The following is a 20,904-nucleotide window of genomic DNA, read 5'->3' on the forward strand; positions in this document are numbered from 1 at the left end:
AATTATACTACTGTCAAAATAAATTAATCTGCGACAGGTACTGCTAACAACGTAAAAACGCTGATTGTGGTGTACTTGTTTACGGTTAATGCCTAAATCAGGATATGAAACACCACTTATTTCATACTATCACACCGTCATATTTAGCCATTTTTATTGCACTCTTTTGCTCTGGCTGCACTTTATCGCGTATGGTAAATGTTGCTGAAAAAAAGGAAAATATAATTGTGCAGCCTAATCCAATTGCTGCAAGCGGCCAATTGGTTACGTTCGAAATTAAAGCGCAGGTTCCAGAAAAACTAATCAAAGACAAATACCGCTACAAACTCAACGTCTACTACGAGTACGACCAGCAGGTGCGCGAGGATGTAGGATCACTCAATTTTGAGTTTGGAGAATTTATCTATGAGAATGGAGTGCCTACCATCACTAAACAAATGTCTTTCCCTTACGCCCCCAAAAAAGAGGAAGGTAAACTGATGGTACAAGGTATGGCCATCGATAAGAAAAACGGTGATGTAGTGTATGCCGAACCTAAAGAAGTAGCTATTGGTCTTAACACCACTCCCCTGCTGCTGGTACGCAATAATGCCTACGATTTTATACCGGATAACTACAAAGAAGAAGCCGAAAAACCTGCCACGCTTATCTTCTATTTTGAAGATGACCAGGCTAAGTTGCGCACATACATTGGTTCTAACCTGCAGGTGCTAGATAAGTATATATCTGATAATGTAGCCTCGCAAAGTATAACCATAACCGCTGGCCAGGCTCCCGACGAAATAGGCACAGGCATTGCCCAAACAAGGGCTAAGGTGCTTGAAAACTATTACCGCCAACAGCTGCAGATAAACGACTACAGCAACAAAAAGGTAAGTATAAACATAGACATTAAGCCTGATAACCTTGTTCTGTTAAAAGAAAAGGTACAGGTTTCGGCGTTGCCTAAAAAAGAAAAGCAGGAGGTATTAACTATACTCAACAGCAATGCAACCAACCAGGAAAAGGTAAAAGCGCTGCAGCAGACAAAAGCATTTGATTACCTGCAACAGTATGTATACCCAGTAATGCGAACCGCCGAGGTAACTTTTAACTACAACCGCAACCGCAAAGCCGATTATGAACTATACCTGCTCGCCAAAAAAATTTCCGAAGAAAAAGTACCTGCCGATGTGCTGACAGAGGAAGAACTGCAGCATGCAGCTACCCTAACACCACTGCTTAACGAGAAACGTAAGTTTTATGAAGCTGCAATAAAATCCACAGATAAGTGGCCGGCCTACTATAATTTGGGTGTAGTTTACACCGAGATGGCACAAAAAGAGTATCGTCCTAAAGCAAAGCAGGCATTGCTGGCCAGAGCCATCCATAATCTTACCTTCGCCGGCTTTCGTAACCCAACTGCTAAAGTGTATTACAGCCTCGCCAGTGCTTACCACCAGCGCAACGATTTCCTGGAGGCGCTGCAGTATTACGATTATGCTATCAAGCTAGGAGGCTCTCAGGAAGAGTTGCAGCAGATCTTTGCTGATAAAGCTGCCCTGGAGATTGAGGTAGGTCAGTATGACGATGCTATTGAAAGCCTTCGCTATGCCGGTGACAGCTATCAAACAAACATGAACCTGGGCCTCAGCTATCTGTTAAAGGAAAATTACGAAGGTGCACAGGAGTTTTATACTTCGGCCCTGGAGCAAAAGCCAAATGATGCACTGGCCTATTATAGCTTGGCTATTATAGGCGCACGCACACAAAACGAGCAGATGCTGGAGCAGAACTTACGCAAGGCTGTTAGAGCAGACAAAAGCTATACGTTAAAAGCCATCAATAGCCTGGAGTTTAAACCTTACCGCAGTAAGGCTGCTTACAAAGATGCGCTCATCAAATGACAACAGGTGCTAAAAACCTGGAAGTACATTGTAAATTGACAGACTTCTTTTAATTTTACCTTCTGAACAGAGAATTAAACATCATATATGCGAAGTATACAGTTTAGAGAGGCCCTGCGCGAAGCTATGTCGGAGGAAATGCGCCGTGACAAAAGCGTGTTTCTGATGGGTGAAGAAGTAGCAGAGTACAACGGTGCCTATAAAGTTAGCCAGGGCATGCTGGATGAGTTTGGTCCGGAGCGTGTAATCGATACGCCTATTGCCGAACTTGGTTTTGCCGGTATTGGTGTGGGTGCGTCTATGAACGGCTTACGTCCGATTGTAGAATTCATGACCTTCAACTTCTCGCTTGTAGCCATTGACCAGGTAATAAACTCAGCGGCTAAAATGATGTCGATGTCAGGTGGCCAGTACTCTTGTCCTATCGTTTTCCGTGGGCCTACTGGTAGCGCTGGTATGTTATCTTCGCAGCACTCTCAAAACTTCGAGAACTGGTATGCAAACACGCCTGGCCTTAAAGTAGTAGTGCCATCTAACCCTTACGACGCAAAAGGCTTAATGAAGTCTGCCATACGCGATAACGACCCTGTAATCTTTATGGAGTCGGAGCAGATGTACGGCGACAAAGGCGAAGTGCCTGAAGAAGAATACCTGATTCCAATCGGTGTTGCCGATATCAAACGCGAAGGTTCTGATGTAACCATCGTGTCATTTGGCAAGATGATGAAAGTGGCGCTTGCTGCTGCAGAAGAATTGGCAAAAGACGGTATCGAAGCTGAGGTTATCGACCTGCGTACAGTTCGCCCAATCGACTATAAAACACTTATCGAGTCTGTAAAGAAGACCAACCGCATGGTGGTGGTTGAGGAAGCATGGCCACTGGCTTCTATCTCTGCAGAACTTGCTTACCATATCCAGAGCAATGCATTCGATTACATGGATGCACCGGTAAAACGTGTAACTTGCCGCGACGTGCCGCTTCCGTATGCTCCTACGCTTATCGAGGCATCTTTGCCAAACGTAGAGCGCACCATCGATGCTGTAAAAAAAGTAATGTATAAAAACGCTTAAGCGTTGCTTTGAATCCTGATAAAAAAGGCGACCTAACTAGGGTCGCCTTTTTCTTTTTGCTTTACTTCCACTTTACCTGTGTCTGTGTCTGTTTCAACCTCTTTTACCTTCACTTTCACAGCGTGTTCCTCCGGTAAAATGCCCTTGTCGTGCTCTCTGGAGTATACTTGAGTAAACTCAGCACCCAATAGAAAAATAATAGAAGTGTAGTATACCCAGACCAGTATAAGCACCAATGAGCCTGCTGCCCCATACGTATCAGCAAGTGGGTCATGCTGAAAGTATAGCGTAAGGATAAACTTACCTATCACAAAAAGCACAGCTGTTACTGTAGCTCCCACCCATACATTGTGCCATTTAATTTTAGCATCGGGCAGTACTTTAAAAATAGCCGCAAAAATGACAATACTAATTAGAATAGAAACGAATATGTTACCAATGGTAACAAGGTAGACCGCAATGCCGGAAAGCTCTTGACGTAAGTAATCATAAATAACACCCAGCACCACATCTACTGATAATGATACTAGCAACAGAAATCCCAAACTAACTACCATGGCTAGTGACAGTACGCGTGCCACAACAAGTTTTAGCCATGCTTTTTCAGGCTTAGCTTTTACCTCCCACATAGCGTTAAGAGAATCCTGAAGCGCTACAAAAACGGTTGTAGCTGTAAAGATCATGGTGGCAATGCCAACAATGGTGCCTATGGTTGTTGCCGGAGACTGGCTGGCGTTCTCGATAATATTCTGAAGCTGCACCGCACTGTTTCTGCCGATTACACCACCTATCTGATTCACCAGTTCACCGCGTACAGCATCTTGCCCAAAAACAGACCCTGCAATCCGAATAGTAATGATAAGAACAGCCGGCAGCGAAAAAATAGTATAAAAGCCTATAATTGCGGCGTAGTCTAGTGGATTATCATCAATAAACTCCTTAAAAGTTTGCTTTGTTAACCTCCAGGTATACTTTAGCTTAGCATTCATGCACGTTTATTTTATAGCTTTGTTGGCTCCAATAACTGTGAGTACAGCCTTACTTCGCCATTTTGCTTTAACTATTGCACTATCATACGGCACAAGAACGTCTTCTGATATAAATGTATATCTATAAAAGGTGAGTTGGAGTTTAATCAAACCACACTGATACCTCTTCCAGCGGCTTTCGCTTCAGATCAGGCACCTGCACATCTGCGGCAGGATAGCCTACTGGTAAGAGCAAGTATGGCCGTTCATTTGCAGGCCGGTTTAACAGTTTGCTAAGGAAGTTCATCGGACTTGGAGTATGTGTTAGCGTTACCAAACCTGCCTTGTGAATAGCTGATATCAGAAAACCGCAGGAAATGCCAACCGATTCGGCCACGTAGTAATTATTGCGTTTGCTACCATCCTCCTTCACATCATACACCTTTTTAAACACAATAATGAGCCATGGCGCCACCTCTAGGAAAGGCTTTTGCCAATCTGTACCTAGCGGTGCCAGGTCCTCCAGCCACTCCGGTGTCATGCGGCCATTATAGCTCTCATACTCTTCTTTTTCGGCGGCCTCTCTTATTTGCTTCTTTAGTTCCGGGTTAGAGACTACACAAAATGTCCAGGGCTGTTTGTGCGCACCAGAAGGTGCCGTGGACGCCGTCATAACAATGTTTTCAATAACTTCACGCGGCACAGGCTTATCCGAAAACTCACGAACAGAACGGCGGCTGTCCATTAATCGGTAAAATTCTGTTGCCTTTGCACAGGTTTCTTCTGTAGAGAATTGCGCAGGATGGTAGGGTATAAATGGGAAAGAAGTGGTGGCCATTAGCTATACTTTTAGTCTTAAGTTAAAGCTACTAAAAGTATAGCTAAATTTCCTAACCTTGTTTTATTGAGGTAAAGTGAGCTTTGCAAGGTAATTTCCCATATCTCCCTCATATAGCACCTCAAAAGTATAGCCATGTTTGTTGGCGTAATCCTCAAGTATAGCAGGATCAATAAAAAGCCAATCGAACCAACCGCTTTCCTGCTCTTTATACTTCATGTTATACTTTACCTCTCCGTAGTAGCCAGCATTCAGGTCCAGTACTACAGAGCCATCTTCATCTTCATACATGTACAGGATGTCAGATGATTCGAGCAGGATCTGGCCATCAGGGCTAAGCAGGCTTTTGGTATGCTCCAGGAAACGATCCAAACCATGAAGCGTGCTGGCAATGCCAATACCATTCATCAACAGCAGCAGCGTGTCATACTTGCCTGTAACATCAAATATATTTTGATTAAGCACCTGCTTTACACCCTGCTGTCGCATTGCGTTTGCGGCACCCTCCGATATATCGAGTGCAGTAACATCAAAACCTTGCTTTTGGAGGGTAAGCGCATGGCAACCAGCTCCGGCACCTATGTCCAGCACCCGGCCCTTGCATTCCTGCAGCGCAACTTGCTCCATCTCCGGCATTTCAGACTCATCCCGAAACAGGTATGCTACAGGTATGAAATCATCATCGGCCAGGTTACTCTCAACAGTAATTTCAGCATTTTTCTCCCCTGCCAGATAATCAGATACTGCAAGGCCAATTGGGTCGTTATTAATCATATTGTGGTGTTTCTACTGCAAAGTAACATACAAATTGTGTATTAAGAAATACAGTTTTGAACTAAACCAATTATATACAATTATCTATACTTATAAATAAACTTATTAATCAATCACTTACATCACAATGTCAAAAAAACATTGTTGCATTAATCAAAAAAATCACTAGCTTTAGCCGTAGTATGTAACTTTAATGCCTATGAATACAGCAGCCTACAGCCATATTGAACTTATGAACCCAAAACTGGAAATTAAGTACCTTAGCCTGGAGACTTCCCGAAATCGTTTGCTGGATGAACTGGAGGGGCTTGACGATGAGTTGCTGAACACACCTCCGGCTGCTAAAAAATGGTCTATAAACCAGATAATTTACCACCTAGTGGAAGTTGAGAAGGCTACAACAGGCTACATCAGCAATAAGCTACAGAAAAAAGATAGCCTGCGCTCTTCCGGTTTCTCTAATATTTTAAACTCGCTTTTGTTGAAACTAGCGCTGCGATCTGGCCGAAAATTTAAGGCACCTGCTGTGGTGGCGGATGTTCCGGAAACAGCCAACCTATTTAAACTGCGCCAACAGTGGGATACTACACGCTACAAGTTAGAAGATGTGCTAAACGAGGTTCCTGCGCATTTAATGGATAAATGTTTATTTAAGCATCCGTATGCCGGTCCTCTTTCTATTACACAAACACTCTCCTTCCTGCAAGACCATTTTACCCACCACGAACGTCAGATACAGCAAATCAAGAAACATCTAACCAAGTTACCTGCTTAGGCCTGCGTTTCCTATACTATTTCTCCTGCCTATCTGTAGTTAAGCTGCTCTATAGCCATTAGCTTTAATTACGCTTTTACCACTACTTATTCATTAATTATATCTGGAGTATTCTTGATGTAACTGTTCTGGCTGCTACACCTATTGGTGGCCATGCGACAACACTTTTCCTGATTTCTCTTCCTTGATAACAAAAAGCCGTTATCTTTACAGATAGCTTAACCCATATACTTTGTAAGAAGTATATTACCACCAACACTCCTAACAAACAACAAACGAACTATAACATGAGCAAATTAACCATCACAAGCTTCGATGATTTTGCGAAGTATGAAGGGGAAGAACTTGGCGTTTCGGATTACCATACCATTACTCAGGTCCAGATACAGAAATTTGCCGATGCCACTCTGGACCACCAGTGGATTCACCTGGACCAGGAGCGCGCAAAAACAGAGTCTCCTTTTGGTAACACCATTGCGCACGGTTACCTAACGGTTTCGCTTCTGCCTTACCTCTGGTCGCAGATTATTGAAATCAAGAACCTTAAGATGCAGGTAAACTATGGCATGGAAGAACTTCGTTTTAACCAGCCTGTTTTAGTAGACGGAGCTATCCGTTTAAGGGCAAAATTACTCTCGCTTAAAAACCTTAGAGGTATAGCCAAGGCCCAAATAGAAGTTGTGATGGAGATTAAAGATAATAAAAAGCCTGCCTTTAATGGCGTAGTAACTTTCCTGTATCACTTTAACGATTAATTAACTTTGGAATAACCAAACAGCAGCGGCTCTTCAACCTAATGAAGAGCCGCTGCTGTTTGGTGTTAATAATTTATTCTATTATTTACCAGTTTGGCTTTTGCCACCTTGTCCGGTTTTCTCTCCTCCACTTTCAGAGCCAGTACGGTTATTCTTGTCTTTAGCGTTCCAGGATCCCTGCCCCTGCTGCTGGCTAGCTGTTGCTTTTGTGCCTTCTGTGCCTAAATCCACTGCGCCTTTATAGTTTGCTGTATTTGATGCGTTTTTAGGTACATGGGTAGCGTTTGCATTGCTTTCTGGTTTGTTTCCTTTTTGCTCGTTATTCTTGTTATCAGCCATTGCTTTATACTTTAAGTTCGAAATCATATTCCTGCAAACAAGCAGGTACTCTTAAAGTACGCCCTTAGCTGCCGGAGGTTTTTCAACAGCACTTTCTAACAGAGCAGTTCTCTACAAGCACAAAGCATAAACCCTTTCCTTTTAAAGCCATTTCAAGTTAAAAAAGACAAAGTATAGCTTATAACCAGAAACAGTTAGTAAATTAGTAGAGTACGATACATCGCATAACCGAGCGCTGAACTTTGCCCCATGCTATCACACCGCCACGAAATTTTCTTTGAGGTTGCCCGTGAACTGAGCTTTACAAAAGCCAGCCAGAGCCTTTACATCAGCCAATCGGCCATCAGCAAGCATGTTAAGGCCCTGGAAGAACACTACAAAGTAGGCTTGTTTGAGCGCCATGGCAATACCGTCAGCCTGACACCTGCCGGCAACCTGCTATACCAGAAAATACTTGCTGCCAGGCAACTGCAGCACCAGCTCTACGAAGATTTTAAGCGTGTCAGCACCGACTTTTCGCCACAAGTACGGATGGTGATCGGCTCCAGCACCACGATCTCCTTGTATGTGCTTCCTCCCCTGCTCTCAATGTATTTGCAACAGCACGAAAACGTACAGATAACGCTTAAAAATCGTAACAGTGAGAATATCCTCAAGGCTCTGTTGGATCATGAAATTGACTTAGGTATTATAGAGGGTTTGACGAAGATGAGCAATGTGAGCTACACTCCTTTTATTACAGACGAAGTAATAGCTGTATGCTCTTCTCAAAGCCCTTTAGCTGGTCAAACGCTGCAGTTAAACGACCTTTATGCTTTGCCACTTGCCTTGCGTGAACATGGCTCCGGCACGCTGGAATCGCTGGAGGATGCGCTGAAAAAGAAAGGAATTAAGCTGATTGATCTGCCTGTAAAAATAAGACTGGGAGGAACCGAAGCCTTGAAAAACTTTGTGCGAGCCGACACCTGCCTTTCGTTTTTGCCAAGGCCGGCTGTACGCAAAGAACTGGAAACCGGAGAACTGGTTGAAGTGCCTGTAGGCGGCCTGCACATAAAAAGAGCTTTCCATTTTATACAGCGCAAAGGCACTGAAAGCGATATACTGCACAAAAATTTCATCCGATTCATCAAACGAGAGTATTCCAAAATGGAATAGCCCATTCCTAATCTGCATTTGATTTCCTCATAGCATTAGCCCTATTTGCCGTATATAAGTAGGTACTAATATTTGTTATGGAATCCACTATTCAAACCCTCAGCCACATTGCCCACCTTACCTGTTCGGCATGTGGCAACAACCATTCTGCTTTTCAGCCACAGCTACTCTCAACATGCTGCCAGCTACCACTCGAGTCGCAGTACGAAATTGCCGAGCCACTTTCTAAAAGTATACTTAGCGCGCGCCCTGCCACCATGTGGCGTTACCGCGAAATGTTACCCGTATTCTCCGACGAAAACATTGTGAGCCTGGGCGAAGGCTTTACCCCTATACTTACGCTTAACAACCTGGCACGGAAGTATAGCCTAAGCAACCTGCAGCTAAAAGACGAGGGGCAGAACCCAACCGGATCATTTAAAGCGCGCGGGTTAAGTATGGCTATTTCTAAAGCAAAAGAGTTTGAGACAGAAGGATGCATTATCCCTACTGCCGGTAACGCCGGGGTAGCCATGGCTGCCTACTGTGCGAAGGCCGGCATGAAAGCTGTAGTAGTGATGCCGCGCCATACGCCAAAGGCTTTTAAAGAAGAATGTTACTGGTATGGTGCCGATGTGCAACTGGTGGATGGCCTGATAAACGATTGCGCTGCCCGTGCAAAAGAACTGAACGCCGATGGAAGCTTACTCGATGTATCTACCCTGAAAGAGCCTTACCGCCTGGAGGGCAAAAAAACCATGGGCTACGAAATAGCCGAGCAACTAAACTGGAGTTTGCCTGATGTTATACTTTACCCTGCTGGTGGTGGCACTGGTTTAATAGGCATCTGGAAAGCTTTTAAGGAAATGCAGCAGTTAGGCTGGCTGCCTAAAAGTATAAAACTGCCCCGTATGATTGCCGTGCAGGCCGCAAACTGCCAGCCGCTGGTAGAAACATACTTTGGCCACCAGGAGAACTGCAAAAACTACATTGGGAAACCTACTATAGCCAATGGCTTAGCTGTACCACGCCCATTAGGTGAGCACATGATGCTGCGTGTACTGCACGAATCCGGAGGTACAGCCCTGAGTATAACCGAACAGGAGATGCTGGAGGGACTGCAGGAACTCGGCAAAAAAGAAGGTTTATTCGTGGCTCCGGAAGGCGCCGCAGTATGGATGGCCGCCCGCAAATTGGTAGAAGCAGGAAAGATTGACCGTGATGAAAAAATAATGCTTCTAAATACAGGATCAGGCCAAAAGTATATGGACAACGTGGAGGGGAAGTATAACCTGTAGAATTACAAGTTGTTAAGATTTTGACTTAGCTTGACCAAAGTAGGCTTCGCTAAATTATTTTGCCTAAAATCACTATCCGGCATTACAGCAGCTAAGTATAAATGAGTATATTGATGCTCATACTTAGCTGCATATGCGTACCCTTTACATTATTATATTCTTTGGCTTGCTTTCCTTATCATCCGGACTGCTTTCATCCTGTGACAATACAAAACCCGATGAGGTAAAAGCAGTTCAGGCGGCCACTCCTACTACCTTGCCGGATACTGCACAAAGCATAATTCTGGCTTCTGCTGAACAGGCGCCTGATGCTGTTGCTTCTGTACCAAGTATAAACCTGAATGCAGATGCCGCCACTATACTTGCCAGACCACAGGTACCTATACTTTGCTATCACCAGATCCGCGACTGGCGCGACTCAGATTCCAAGCAAGCAAAGGATTACATTGTGCAGACAGCGCAGTTCCGGGAGCAAATGCAAATGCTGGCTGACAGCGGTTACCACACTATTTTACCAGACCAGCTTTTAGCTTATCTAACAACAGGTGCACCGTTACCCGAGAAGCCCATCATGCTTACTTTCGACGACACAAACCTGGACCAGTATACAAACGCGCTTCCGGAGCTGGAGAAGCATAATTTCAAAGCTGTGTTTTTCGTCATGACAGTCTCCCTGAACAGGCCTCGCTATATGACAAGGGAGCAGGTGAAAGATTTGTCAGATAAGGGTCATGCTATCGGCAGCCACACCTGGGACCACCATAATGTAAAGAAGTACCAGGGCAGCGATTGGGAAACACAGGTTGCCAAGCCAAAAAGAGTGCTGGAAGAAATTACCGGGCAACCTGTTACATACTTTGCTTACCCCTTCGGCCTATGGAACAAGGAAGCTATACCTGAGCTTAAGAAACACGGCATAACTGCTGCTTTTCAGCTGGCTGCCAAACGCGATGAGCAAGACCCTTTATTTACGATCAGGCGTATAATTGCGAGTGGCTATTGGAGCCCAACCAGACTTTACAAAAACCTTGAAGGCAGCTTTGACTAAGAAATGACTCAGCTAACGCAATTTGTGGGAGTAGATTACGGCTCTAAACTGGCTGGCACCACAGCGGTGGCTTTTGTATCGGAGGAACGACTGAAAATAAGCCAAAGCCAGCGCGGGCAAAATGCTGATGATTGGCTGTGTCAACTGGTAAATTCTATTCAGCCAAAAGTTGTGTTTATTGATGCTCCGCTCACTTTGCCCAAAGTATACTCACAAGGCATTTATACTTCTGATAGCGAGTACTTTTACAGGGCCTGCGATAGAGAAGTACAAGCCATGTCGCCGATGTTTATCGGTGGGTTAACTGCGCGCGCCCTGCAGTTACGGGCAAGGCTAAGTGAAGTTGGCATTTCCGCTCTGGAAACGTACCCTAGCCAATTAGCCAAAATCCTATTTAAACAACTGGCAGAGTATAAAAAAAGCCTCACAGCTCTTCCGTTGTTCACAGAAGCACTGCAAGGCCTTTTACCGATTTCTTTATATCAACCTCCTGCTAACTGGCACCAGTTCGATAGTTTGTTAGCTTGGTACAGCGGCTACCGCCACAGCCAGGGCCAATCTATACTTTACGGAGATGCTAAAGAAGGCCGGATTATAGTTTAGTTATTGTCATTGGCATCAGCTGCTGTCTCAAGAGTAGTAAACTCCATCTGCAGTGCCTTAATTTTAACTTCTGTATCTGTAGGTATATCAGATAACTCAGCTTTGCGCTTGTTCAGCGTCTCCAGCACCATTTTGGCCATTTCCCAGTCTTCATCAGCCCAGGTTCCTTTGTTTTGGCGTACATTTTCCATAAAAGTGATGTAAGCCTCACGTACATTGGTATTATTAATTGTGCTCAGATCAGCGTAACTGCCTAAAAGCGAGCTTTGCCATTCAACCATCTGGGCCTGCTGGCGGGTATCCATGTAGCGAGAATCCGCATCGTTAAACTGCTGTTTTAGCTGCTTGTACTCTTCTTTTACCTCGGAGCTAAAGTTATCCTCCATCTGGTCCAACTCATTTGTTCGTGTTCTAAAATCTGCTTTGGCGCGTTGCCAGTCTTCTTCGGTCTTATCTGCCAGGTTAGAAGTTGTATTACTCACCCACGATCTGAAATCTGACAGGGCATCTTCAGTTTCCATTTCCGCCTCTTTTGCGCTGGAACAGGCATTGGCCAGTACAACAAAAAGCAACATTCCTAACCATATTGATATTCTTCTCATAGTTTTATTAGCTTTTGGTTTAACTAACTTCTCTTACGCACAGCATTCATATAAGATATTGACCTACTTCAATTATAGTGCTGCCTTTCTTAAGCTTTATTCCATTTGCTAAGCCAATAAAGGCTAACAACTACTTGATATTTGAAGTATAAGCCCAAAGAACAAATCATTAGCAGCCACTACTTATGAAAGAGAAAGAAGGATTTATGCGGGAGGCAATCCGCCTGTCTGAAGAAAAAATGAAAGCCGGCTTCGGTGGCCCGTTTGGTGCAGTAGTGGTTTGCAACAATGAGATTATTGCCAGAGGGTATAACAACGTACTTTCTTCCAACGACCCAACGGCACACGCTGAAGTAGATGCCATACGTAAAGCCTGCCAGGCGTTAGGCGTTTACCAACTAACTGACTGCGAGCTATATACTAGTTGTGAACCGTGCCCCATGTGTCTGGGCGCTATATACTGGGCAAGACTGAAAAAAGTATACTATGGTAATACCCGCCAGGATGCCGCTGCAGTAGGCTTTGATGATGATTTTATTTACGAAGAGCTAAATATACCAATAGAAAACCGCCAAATACCCATGCACCAAATGCTGCCCCAAGAAGCCTCACAAGCTTTTAAAGAGTGGCAGCAGAAAGAGGATAAGCAAAAATACTAGCTGCTTCAAGCATTTACTATAACCCAAGAAGGTTAAACATTTCTCCGATAAGTATTTCGCTTCTGCTTATAGCTGTCTCTTTACTAAGTTTTGTGCGCCAGCCGAAGTCTACGTTAGTTTTTCTAAGAAAAATTTCAGATTTTGTGCTGCATTTATCTGCGCTAAATACCAAGAAAACGGGCTTCGCATCTTTATTAATCAATGAATTAAATCACGTCTAAGCTTTGCCCAACATCACCTATATTCCCGATACAGCCGCTAGAGCTTATCAGCTGCTACTCATCGAAAACGATGGGCAGGGAATCATGTCCCCACTATTGAGCTTATCAAACGAGAAACTCAAAATTCATACTTCTTACGCTCTTGAAGAGGTTGGTTTAGCTCTTAAGCAACATGGTTACGATTGTGTTATGACGCAATACTCTAGAATCAGTAAAGATGAACTGGAAGAGATTGAGCGTATCAGTAAGTTAAGCGTATCTGTGCCATTATTGATTGTAACCACAGATGACAATGCGATCTATGCAGAGCAGGCACTCGAGAAGGGAGCAACAGACTTTATACTTGTAAGCGAGCTAACATCGGAAAGCCTGCACCATAGTATCCGGAATGCGATTAGGCTTAAAAAAGCAACCTTGCAATTGGAGCACACCCAAGAAAAGTTAGCTACAAGTCAGGCGTATCTTGAGTCACTTGTCTATAATACACCGGCAGCTTTCTGGAGTACCGATGCGGCAGGAATTTTTAAAGAAGCCCATGGCAAGGGTTTCGATATCATAGGAATAAATCCTGTGGCAATAATTGGGCAAAGTGTTTTTGAGGCACTTAATAACTACCCCAGAATTATTGATCGATTCGAGAGGACACTGTGCGGAGAGGTAGTACAGTCTGTTGATGAAATAAAGAACCATTTCTTTAAAGCACATTATACCCCTGTGTATGATAGTGCGGGCAGAGTTACTGGTGTATCTGGTTTTGCCATCGATATTACAGAAAGAATAAAGCATGAGCGCGAATTAACAGAGGCTAAAGAAGTTGCCGAAAACTCGGTCAGGGTAAAGGAACAGTTTCTTGCAAACATCAGCCACGAGATTAGAACGCCTATGAATGGGATAATCGGGTTGGCAAACGTGCTGCGCAAAACACAGCTAGACTCTGAACAGCAAAAATACCTCAGCGCCATCCGTAAGTCTGCAGATAACCTAATGAAAATCATTGATGACTTGCTGGACTTCTCTAAAATAGCTGCAAACCAGTTTACATTCGAAGAGGTAGCGTTTGACCTGCCGGAACTGGTGCAGGATATTGTAGACCTGATGGACAACAAAGCCAGAGAAAAGAATAATTTGCTTACAACTGCTATCGGAAACAATGTACCTAAACATTTGGTTGGTGACCCGTTGCGCCTGCGACAGGTAATTCTGAACTTAGTGAGCAATGCCACCAAATTTACCGATAACGGAGAGATTACACTTCAGATCCAGCTCTGTGAAGATGCAGCAGATCAAGTGATATTAGAATTTACTGTAGAGGATACGGGCATTGGTATACCATCCGAAAAACTAGAGGCAGTTTTCGAAAGCTTTAACCAGGGCAGCAATGATACCACACGCAAATATGGCGGTACGGGCCTTGGGCTTACGATCTCCAAAAATATCATTGAGATGCAGGGGGGGACTATATATGTTCGTAGTCAACCTAATATAGGCAGTGCTTTCACATTTAGTATTCCATTCAGAAAGTCAAGTTTGTCCCAAAACCATACCGTAGCTTCGTCTATATCGGATCAAGATACTTTTTTGAACAGGTTTAGTGGTTTGCAGGTGCTTTTGGCAGAAGACAACGAAATAAACCAACTATTACTGCGCACTATACTTGCTCAATGGGGTGTAGAGGCTGATGTGGTGACGAATGGGCTGGAAGCGATTGAGAGACTTTTTGAGAAGCCGTACGACCTGGTGCTAATGGATATGCAAATGCCAGTAATAGACGGTTTCGAGGCAGCAGAAAAAATACGCAGTTCTGAATCAGTGAATGCAAATGTGCCAATTATAGCGCTTACTGCCCACACTTCTCAGGATGAGATACAGAAATGCCTTTTATCTGGGGCAAATACTCACTTAGCCAAGCCTTTTGACCAGAATGAGCTTTTTAAATTGATTGTTAAGCTAATTAGTCAGGACGGTAAGTTTAAAGGAGTATCTGTAAACATAAAAGCGCTGAAGGGCATGGCCGGAGATAACACCTCATTTTTGCTAGAGGTGCTAAACATGTACATCGAAAGCACCCCAGCAGCGGTAAACAGCCTTTACCAACTGATAGAGGCAGAGCAGTTAGAGGAGGCTCGAACGTCACTTTCCGAGCTTTATGACAGTATATCTGTTTTGTCGGCGAAGCCTCTACAATTTACCTTCGAAAAAATGGCCAGTGCCCTGCAAGAGAAGAACATTCCGCTGCTAAAACAAAGTGCTGCACAAGCTGTAACGGAATGTAATGAGTTAGTAGAACTCCTGCAGCAAGAGTGCTCTAAAGCCCAGGAAGAATAAAACAAAGTATAATAAAACAGCAGCGGCCATACTTTTAGAAGTATGGCCGCTGCTGTTTTATCTGGAAATTCAGCTTATCGCTTCATCATGTTGGCCAGGTTACCCAAGCCACCGCGCTTGCCAGCCATTTTGTTCATCGAACGCATCATCTTACGCATGTCGTTGAACTGCTTCATCAGGTTGTTTACCTGCTGCACATCTGTACCGCTGCCTTTTGCAATGCGGGCACGGCGGCTACCGCTGATCATATCCGGGTTCTCACGCTCTTCCGGTGTCATAGATTTAATGATGGCCTCAATAGGTTTGAAGGCATTTTCATCAATCTCAACATCTTTAAGGGCTTTGCCAACACCAGGTATCATACCTACTAGGTCTTTAATATCACCCATTTTCTTAATCTGCTCCAACTGCGTCAGGAAGTCGTCGAAGTTGAACTGGTTCTTGCGAATCTTCTTGTTGATACGCTTCGCCTCTTCCTCATCGAAGGCCTGCTGGGCACGCTCCACAAGGGAGATAACGTCACCCATGCCGAGAATACGCTGCGCCATACGATCCGGGTAGAACAGATCCAGCGCCTCCATTTTCTCACCAGTTGAGATAAACTTGATCGGTTTCTCCACCACAGCACGGATAGAAAGGGCCGCACCACCACGAGAGTCACCGTCTAATTTAGTAAGTACAACACCATCAAAGTTAATGCGGTCGTTAAAAGTTTTGGCAGTATTCACCGCATCCTGACCTGTCATGGAGTCAACCACGAACAGTGTTTCGGTTGGCTTAACGGCAGCTTTGATCTCGGCTATCTCTTTCATCATCGCCTCGTCCACGGCCAAACGACCGGCAGTGTCGATGATAACTACTTTTTTGTTTGTCTTTTTAGCGTGTTCGATAGCGTTAAGGGCAATCTGAACAGGATTTTTGTTTTCCAACTCAGTGTATGCCTCTACCCCAACTTGCTCGGCCAGCACCTGTAGCTGGTTAATGGCAGCCGGACGATACACGTCGCAGGCAGCTACCAACACCTGGCGTCCTTGCTTTTTAATGTGGTTGGCTAGCTTGCCAGTAAATGTAGTTTTACCAGAACCCTGCAAACCTGCAATCAGGATAATAGCCGGATCACCTTTAAGGTTGATGTCCTGCTTCTCGCCACCCATAAGAGCAGTAAGCTCCTCGTGTACGATCTTAATCATCAACTGCCCCGGCGAAACTGCGATCAACACGTCGCGGCCCATGGCCTCGTCCTTGATCTTGTCGGTTACAGTTTTAGCTACTTTATAGTTAACGTCGGCGTCTACCAGGGCACGGCGCACCTCTTTTATAGTGGCTGCAACGTTGATTTCGGTTATACTTCCCTGACCTTTAAGCGTTTTAAACGCACGGTCGAGTTTGTTACTTAAATTATCAAACATCTCTTTTTCTGGATTTACCTACAAAAATAAGGATTATACTGATGATTTACGAATAGGATTCGTGGTTTTTGCTATTGGAGTAACGGTAGCGGCAAAAGTATAATTCCCAAGGGCATACAGATACATGTGTTAACTTTTGATATCATTCCGATTAGCCAATTAAACAGCAATCGCTGCATACCGTAAGAATATTTCTATATTTGGGACAAAAGAAAAGCTTCATTTGCTTTGAAACAAACAGACTTGACCAACTTACTTTATATTTCATACTATTGGCCGCCATCCGGTGGCCCAGGAGTTCAGCGCGGGTTAAAATTTTGCAAGTACCTGCCAGAGTTTGGTGTGCAGCCCTCCGTTCTTACCGTAGACGAGAAGCAGGCCTCCTATCCCCTGCTGGATAAAACCTTTGAGAATGAGATACCGGAAGGATTAGAAGTATACCGCACTGCCACTTCAGAGCCGTTTGAGTACTATAAAAAGCTTTCGGGTAAAAAAGAGATACCGTACAGCGGCTTTGCCAACCAAAGCTCTAAAGACACCTTTATGGATAAGGTGTTTAAGTTTGTGAGAGGCAATCTGTTTATACCTGATGCACGTGTAGGTTGGAACAAACATGCTGTTGCCAAAGCTGATGAGCTATTAGCAGGCGGCAAGTATAAACTTATACTTACAACCAGCCCGCCCCACTCTTCTCAGCTTATCGGCTTAAAGCTAAAACAAAAGTATAACCTCCCTTGGATTGCTGACCTCCGCGACCCTTGGACCAACATTCATTATTACGACCAGTTGTATCATACTGCCCTTGCAAAACGCCTGGATCAAAAGTATGAACGGCAGGTAATGGAGCAGGCTGATGCCATACTTGTAACCAGTGAAGACACCAAGCGCCTATTCCTGAACAAGCCCGCAAGTATAAACCCTGACAAGATACACGTGATACCGAACGGTTATGATGAAGCTGACTTTATTTTTTTATCTAAACCGCCTAAAGATACTTTTCTGATTACTTATACCGGCACCATTACAGAGAGCTACAATATTGATGTTTTTCTGAAAGTGATCGCAAACCTGCTTTCTACACACAGCGAGATAAACTATAAGCTGCGCTTTGTGGGCAAGGTGTCGGATGGTGTGAAAAAACAGATAGAGAAGGCCGGCGTGTTGGGTATTACAGAGTTTGTACCTTACGTGCCTCACCAAGAGGCTATCAAATACTTAATGGAAAGCACGCTCTTGCTCCTTTCTATTGCAGAAGCAGATGCTGACCAAGCTAACATACCTGGCAAACTATTTGAGTACCTGGCATCTAACAAACCTATTGTAGCATTAGGCCCAGTGCATTCGGCCATGGACCATATCATTGACGAGTGTGGCGCAGGCAGGCTTTTCCACTATACAGCCTACGAGCTAATGCTGGACCACATGACACAAATGAGCAAAGCCTGGAAGATTAACCCGAACTTGGATCTACCTTTCATTAACCACAGTCGCTTCTCAAGAAAGGCACTTACAGAGGAGCTGGCAAAAGTGATTAAAAGTCTGGTGAAGAATTAACTACAAAAAGTATAAGAAAAGATGTAACGCGGAGTTTACAACAATTCAAGTATGGTTTTCGCGCTCTTTGTGTTAGAGTACAGATTAGACAATACGCGTTGCCTCTCCTTACATTCTGCTGCACCAAACGGAAGACTGTGCAACTTGTAAATAGCTGTTATAATCTCGTTTGGTGTATTTGCAATGCAGCATGTATTGCTCAAACCAGTTTTTTCAATCATTTCGTTGTTAACAATACAGTGCTTCCCGTACTGTAGTGCAGTTAAGAGCTTTAGCTTGATGCCTGTGGACTGGAAAGTAATCAGTATGTTGATCTGCGCTTTCGAAACCAGTTCCAGCATTTCAGGTTCAGATGGATTAGCTACCACTTTAACATTTGGCAACTTAGCAGCTTTTTTTAAAATCTTATCTGCTGGCTTCTTTCCGGCAATCGTTACCGGCAGGTCAATTTTGCTAAATACATTGTCTAGCAAGTATAAAACCGCTTTGATATTTTCACTAACAGACAGATTTCCGTGGTAAAGTATGCCATACCCCACCTCCGTCTGGTTAACTGGAAATTTTATATCAGGGCTGAAAGCAGGTACATACACACTCCTTCCATACTTCTGAAAATGTGCTCTATCATTAGCAGAGATAGACAGTACAACATCAGCATATTTAAGCACACTCTCATGATACTTTAACTTTAGCGCTTCTGTAGCAAAGAATGTTTTTCTAATAAGCTTTTGTTCAGCCTTGAATAAATGCCAATAGTATATATGTTCGATATTGTGAGCCCGAACAATCTTATACCTGCTCCTCAGGCTCTCGTGTTTTAAAAGATGCGTGGAGTGTAAACCCTCAAATAAGATTGGATAATTGTCCTTCTGTAAATTTTCCAGCAAGGCTTTGTCTGCCCGGGTGTTAACAATGTAAGGTTTGTGCTTTAAAACTAAACTTGGGTGGGTATCGCGCTTGTAATAATTAACTTCTTCGCAATATTTTTCAAGTTCCGGAGAATGGTCTCTGCCATACTCATAACAATGCAAATGGACTTTAGCCCCAATTTCGTACAGGGCCTTAATCCTGTAAAATACATCTATGACACCCCCATAGTTGGCAGGATATGGAATATCAAAGGTAATTATATGAATATGTTTCACTTACGCACAAAGATCAACTCCAACAAAGCAAGAGGCAGCACAACATCTGTATTATGGGTGTAAGTTAGGAATAATTTAATTCCTGCTAATAATTATCAATGTTTAAATTTTCTTTGAATATTAACCTAATGGGATATCACTAAACCTAAAAACAAATAGCCTCCTTCTTTTAAAATTAAGCCGTTAAATCTTTTAGCCACGCCTCTACTTCCTGCGCATCTACAGTATAATTTTCCAGCCTATCTCCTATACTTCCCACCAAAGCGTTGTACTTAAATCCTAGGCCTTTGCACAGCAGAAAATAATGGGTTTTAATAAGATTAGCCGGATGAAATTCCAGCACTTTGCAGCGCTCCGAGAATAGCAAATTTGTTAAACCTGCTCCATGTGGGGCTATAACGGCTTCGGCATCAAAAAACAGCTGTACCTGCTGCTGGTAAGAAAGCTCTTCTGGGCGCATTACTTCGAAACCGTATCTAGTAAGCAGAGGCAACAGGTCCTGCTCATTTAGCACATGTCTAGTCTTGGCTTTAGCCCTGCTTATGTAAATGCGTTTTTTAGGTCTTCTGGTTTGAATGTTGTAACCCTGCCATATCTTCTGTTGCAACCATAGCCTAACAGACTGTGGCAGATAACCACTCTGTGGATTAGAGACAAAAGAAGGAAGTATAAACTCATCAAGCTGCCATTTCTCATGCCGGCCAATAAAAATAACTTCAGCCTGAGGATAACCGTCAAGTATAAATTGCAGCGTTTGCAATTGATAAGGAGGTAAATCTGCACGCATGATAATATTAATTGACTCCTGCACCGTGTTAAGGAGAAAGTATAGCCGGGGCAGGCAATCAAAAAACCAGTGGTAATTATTGTTTTCGGCCCAGGGCAGGTGCAGCACAGAGGTATAGAGGCCTTTTTTATACTTTGATAGCAGCAAGGCAGGAGTTTTAAAGGCTGGTGATTTGGCAAGGCGATTCACCTCAAACACCGACTCTACCAAGATCTTACCATCCTGTACCACAGCACCAGAGTTACCCAATATTTCCACTTGGCGCAAGTGCACTAGGAACTGCGCTTTGTTGCGATAGCCCAAGCTGTAGTCTATACTATAGTTAAAGCTCTCTGCCGACCTCTCCAGAAACGTCCGCTCTGCTTCGTTAAACTGCAGAACAGTGCTGGGAGCCATTACCTGCTTGCTAGGGTGGTGCAGCACCGATGTATATCGAAAATAATAACCGGCACCATGCAGCAATTTAAACAACAGTTTCTTTAGCATCTCAATTGAAAGTACAGCCAGAAAGGTACGAATTATAGTTAAAAGTTGAGAATGCTCCCAATTTGGATACAGTAGATGAGTGAATGAATAAGTATTTAATTCATTTGAATCCTGAAATCCTTCTTTAACAATTAAAGGTAAACAATCAGCAATTCATCTACATAATATTTAACTTGCAGCAAAATGGGTGACGAATGCACACCTATGGTATAAAGCATAAATTTAGA

The 20,904-nt window shown here is 43.7% G+C and carries 19 protein-coding genes; 11 read left to right on the forward strand and 8 right to left on the reverse strand.

Annotated features, from left to right (window positions below):
• The first annotated feature begins 104 nt into the window (after positions 1-104).
• Positions 105-1,886 (forward strand): tetratricopeptide repeat protein, encoded by a 1,782-nt coding sequence (locus H8S84_RS04660; RefSeq protein ID WP_187066084.1) that lies wholly within the window; start codon positions 105-107, stop codon positions 1,884-1,886.
• Between the two features lie 87 nt (positions 1,887-1,973).
• On the forward strand, positions 1,974-2,957 hold the full coding sequence (locus H8S84_RS04665) for a pyruvate dehydrogenase complex E1 component subunit beta (RefSeq protein ID WP_187066085.1): 984 nt from the start codon (positions 1,974-1,976) through the stop codon (positions 2,955-2,957).
• Positions 2,958-2,989: 32 nt separating this feature from the next.
• On the opposite strand, the gene H8S84_RS04670 is transcribed toward H8S84_RS04665, so the two are convergent.
• From H8S84_RS04670 to H8S84_RS04680, 3 genes are all read right to left on the reverse strand, one after another.
• Positions 2,990-3,946, reverse strand: a complete 957-nt coding sequence (locus tag H8S84_RS04670) for a YihY/virulence factor BrkB family protein (RefSeq protein WP_187066086.1) — start codon at positions 3,944-3,946, stop codon at positions 2,990-2,992.
• 142 nt (positions 3,947-4,088) lie between these two features.
• A complete protein-coding gene (locus H8S84_RS04675) occupies positions 4,089-4,763 on the reverse strand; it encodes a nitroreductase family protein (protein ID WP_187066087.1) in 675 nt (224 codons plus the stop codon).
• Between the two features lie 63 nt (positions 4,764-4,826).
• Entirely contained in the window at positions 4,827-5,537 is a 711-nt protein-coding gene (locus tag H8S84_RS04680; protein WP_187066088.1) for a class I SAM-dependent methyltransferase, read from the reverse strand.
• Positions 5,538-5,736: 199 nt separating this feature from the next.
• Here H8S84_RS04680 and H8S84_RS04685 point away from each other — a divergent pair, with 199 nt between their 5' ends.
• Both H8S84_RS04685 and H8S84_RS04690 read left to right on the forward strand, forming a co-directional pair.
• Positions 5,737-6,312: a DinB family protein gene (locus H8S84_RS04685; protein WP_230407040.1), complete on the forward strand. Its 576-nt coding sequence runs from the start codon at positions 5,737-5,739 to the stop codon at positions 6,310-6,312.
• Positions 6,313-6,599: 287 nt separating this feature from the next.
• On the forward strand, positions 6,600-7,067 hold the full coding sequence (locus H8S84_RS04690) for a MaoC family dehydratase (protein WP_187066089.1): 468 nt from the start codon (positions 6,600-6,602) through the stop codon (positions 7,065-7,067).
• Between the two features lie 81 nt (positions 7,068-7,148).
• On the opposite strand, the gene H8S84_RS04695 is transcribed toward H8S84_RS04690, so the two are convergent.
• Positions 7,149-7,433 (reverse strand): hypothetical protein, encoded by a 285-nt coding sequence (locus H8S84_RS04695; protein ID WP_230407041.1) that lies wholly within the window; start codon positions 7,431-7,433, stop codon positions 7,149-7,151.
• 222 nt (positions 7,434-7,655) lie between these two features.
• Here H8S84_RS04695 and H8S84_RS04700 point away from each other — a divergent pair, with 222 nt between their 5' ends.
• The 4 genes from H8S84_RS04700 (at position 7,656) to H8S84_RS04715 (ending at position 11,489) form a co-directional block, all read left to right on the forward strand.
• Complete coding sequence (locus tag H8S84_RS04700) at positions 7,656-8,561, forward strand: LysR family transcriptional regulator (protein WP_187066090.1); 906 nt, start codon at positions 7,656-7,658, stop codon at positions 8,559-8,561.
• A gap of 77 nt (positions 8,562-8,638) precedes the next feature.
• Positions 8,639-9,838, forward strand: a complete 1,200-nt coding sequence (locus H8S84_RS04705) for a threonine synthase (protein ID WP_187066091.1) — start codon at positions 8,639-8,641, stop codon at positions 9,836-9,838.
• Between the two features lie 133 nt (positions 9,839-9,971).
• Positions 9,972-10,886, forward strand: coding sequence for a polysaccharide deacetylase family protein (locus H8S84_RS04710; RefSeq protein ID WP_187066092.1), 915 nt, complete (start codon positions 9,972-9,974; stop codon positions 10,884-10,886).
• Between the two features lie 3 nt (positions 10,887-10,889).
• The gene (locus H8S84_RS04715; RefSeq protein WP_187066093.1) at positions 10,890-11,489 is read left to right on the forward strand and encodes a DUF429 domain-containing protein; all 600 of its coding nucleotides are present in this window, start codon (positions 10,890-10,892) and stop codon (positions 11,487-11,489) included.
• On the opposite strand, the gene H8S84_RS04720 is transcribed toward H8S84_RS04715, so the two are convergent.
• The gene (locus tag H8S84_RS04720; protein ID WP_187066094.1) at positions 11,486-12,091 is read right to left on the reverse strand and encodes a hypothetical protein; all 606 of its coding nucleotides are present in this window, start codon (positions 12,089-12,091) and stop codon (positions 11,486-11,488) included. The two genes, H8S84_RS04715 and H8S84_RS04720, sit on opposite strands and share 4 nt — an antisense overlap.
• A 185-nt stretch (positions 12,092-12,276) precedes the next feature.
• Between H8S84_RS04720 and H8S84_RS04725 the strand changes: the two genes are divergently transcribed.
• Both H8S84_RS04725 and H8S84_RS04730 read left to right on the forward strand, forming a co-directional pair.
• Positions 12,277-12,750, forward strand: coding sequence for a nucleoside deaminase (locus H8S84_RS04725; RefSeq protein ID WP_187066095.1), 474 nt, complete (start codon positions 12,277-12,279; stop codon positions 12,748-12,750).
• A gap of 224 nt (positions 12,751-12,974) precedes the next feature.
• Entirely contained in the window at positions 12,975-15,296 is a 2,322-nt protein-coding gene (locus tag H8S84_RS04730; protein WP_187066096.1) for a response regulator, read from the forward strand.
• Between the two features lie 74 nt (positions 15,297-15,370).
• Here H8S84_RS04730 and ffh read toward each other — a convergent pair whose 3' ends face one another.
• Positions 15,371-16,705 (reverse strand): signal recognition particle protein, encoded by a 1,335-nt coding sequence (gene ffh, locus H8S84_RS04735; protein ID WP_187066097.1) that lies wholly within the window; start codon positions 16,703-16,705, stop codon positions 15,371-15,373.
• Between the two features lie 228 nt (positions 16,706-16,933).
• Here ffh and H8S84_RS04740 point away from each other — a divergent pair, with 228 nt between their 5' ends.
• Positions 16,934-18,259 carry a glycosyltransferase family 4 protein gene (locus tag H8S84_RS04740; RefSeq protein ID WP_187066098.1) on the forward strand — a complete coding sequence of 442 codons (1,326 nt, stop codon included), beginning with the start codon at positions 16,934-16,936 and terminating at the stop codon, positions 18,257-18,259.
• 35 nt (positions 18,260-18,294) lie between these two features.
• On the opposite strand, the gene H8S84_RS20200 is transcribed toward H8S84_RS04740, so the two are convergent.
• Complete coding sequence (locus H8S84_RS20200; RefSeq protein WP_187066099.1) at positions 18,295-18,927, reverse strand: glycosyltransferase family 4 protein; 633 nt, start codon at positions 18,925-18,927, stop codon at positions 18,295-18,297.
• 652 nt (positions 18,928-19,579) lie between these two features.
• Positions 19,580-20,677, reverse strand: a complete 1,098-nt coding sequence (locus H8S84_RS04750) for a glycosyltransferase family 61 protein (protein ID WP_187066100.1) — start codon at positions 20,675-20,677, stop codon at positions 19,580-19,582.
• Between the last annotated feature and the right edge of the window lie 227 nt (positions 20,678-20,904).

It is taken from the genome of Pontibacter cellulosilyticus, from assembly GCF_014306105.1.
In the GTDB taxonomy this organism is placed as follows: Bacteria; Bacteroidota; Bacteroidia; order Cytophagales; family Hymenobacteraceae; genus Pontibacter; species Pontibacter cellulosilyticus.

Coding starts and splice junctions, on each gene's coding strand:
- H8S84_RS04700 (WP_187066090.1), top strand. CDS start 7,656: ATGCTATCACACCGCCACGAAATTTTCTTTGAGGTTGCCCGTGAACTG.
- H8S84_RS04695 (WP_230407041.1), bottom strand. CDS start 7,433: ATGATTTCGAACTTAAAGTATAAAGCAATGGCTGATAACAAGAATAAC.
- H8S84_RS04725 (WP_187066095.1), top strand. CDS start 12,277: ATGAAAGAGAAAGAAGGATTTATGCGGGAGGCAATCCGCCTGTCTGAA.
- H8S84_RS04710 (WP_187066092.1), top strand. CDS start 9,972: ATGCGTACCCTTTACATTATTATATTCTTTGGCTTGCTTTCCTTATCA.
- H8S84_RS04680 (WP_187066088.1), bottom strand. CDS start 5,537: ATGATTAATAACGACCCAATTGGCCTTGCAGTATCTGATTATCTGGCA.
- H8S84_RS04690 (WP_187066089.1), top strand. CDS start 6,600: ATGAGCAAATTAACCATCACAAGCTTCGATGATTTTGCGAAGTATGAA.
- H8S84_RS04705 (WP_187066091.1), top strand. CDS start 8,639: ATGGAATCCACTATTCAAACCCTCAGCCACATTGCCCACCTTACCTGT.
- H8S84_RS04685 (WP_230407040.1), top strand. CDS start 5,737: ATGAATACAGCAGCCTACAGCCATATTGAACTTATGAACCCAAAACTG.
- H8S84_RS04665 (WP_187066085.1), top strand. CDS start 1,974: ATGCGAAGTATACAGTTTAGAGAGGCCCTGCGCGAAGCTATGTCGGAG.
- H8S84_RS04750 (WP_187066100.1), bottom strand. CDS start 20,677: ATGCTAAAGAAACTGTTGTTTAAATTGCTGCATGGTGCCGGTTATTAT.
- ffh (WP_187066097.1), bottom strand. CDS start 16,705: ATGTTTGATAATTTAAGTAACAAACTCGACCGTGCGTTTAAAACGCTT.
- H8S84_RS04675 (WP_187066087.1), bottom strand. CDS start 4,763: ATGGCCACCACTTCTTTCCCATTTATACCCTACCATCCTGCGCAATTC.
- H8S84_RS04715 (WP_187066093.1), top strand. CDS start 10,890: ATGACTCAGCTAACGCAATTTGTGGGAGTAGATTACGGCTCTAAACTG.
- H8S84_RS04670 (WP_187066086.1), bottom strand. CDS start 3,946: ATGAATGCTAAGCTAAAGTATACCTGGAGGTTAACAAAGCAAACTTTT.
- H8S84_RS04720 (WP_187066094.1), bottom strand. CDS start 12,091: ATGAGAAGAATATCAATATGGTTAGGAATGTTGCTTTTTGTTGTACTG.
- H8S84_RS04660 (WP_187066084.1), top strand. CDS start 105: ATGAAACACCACTTATTTCATACTATCACACCGTCATATTTAGCCATT.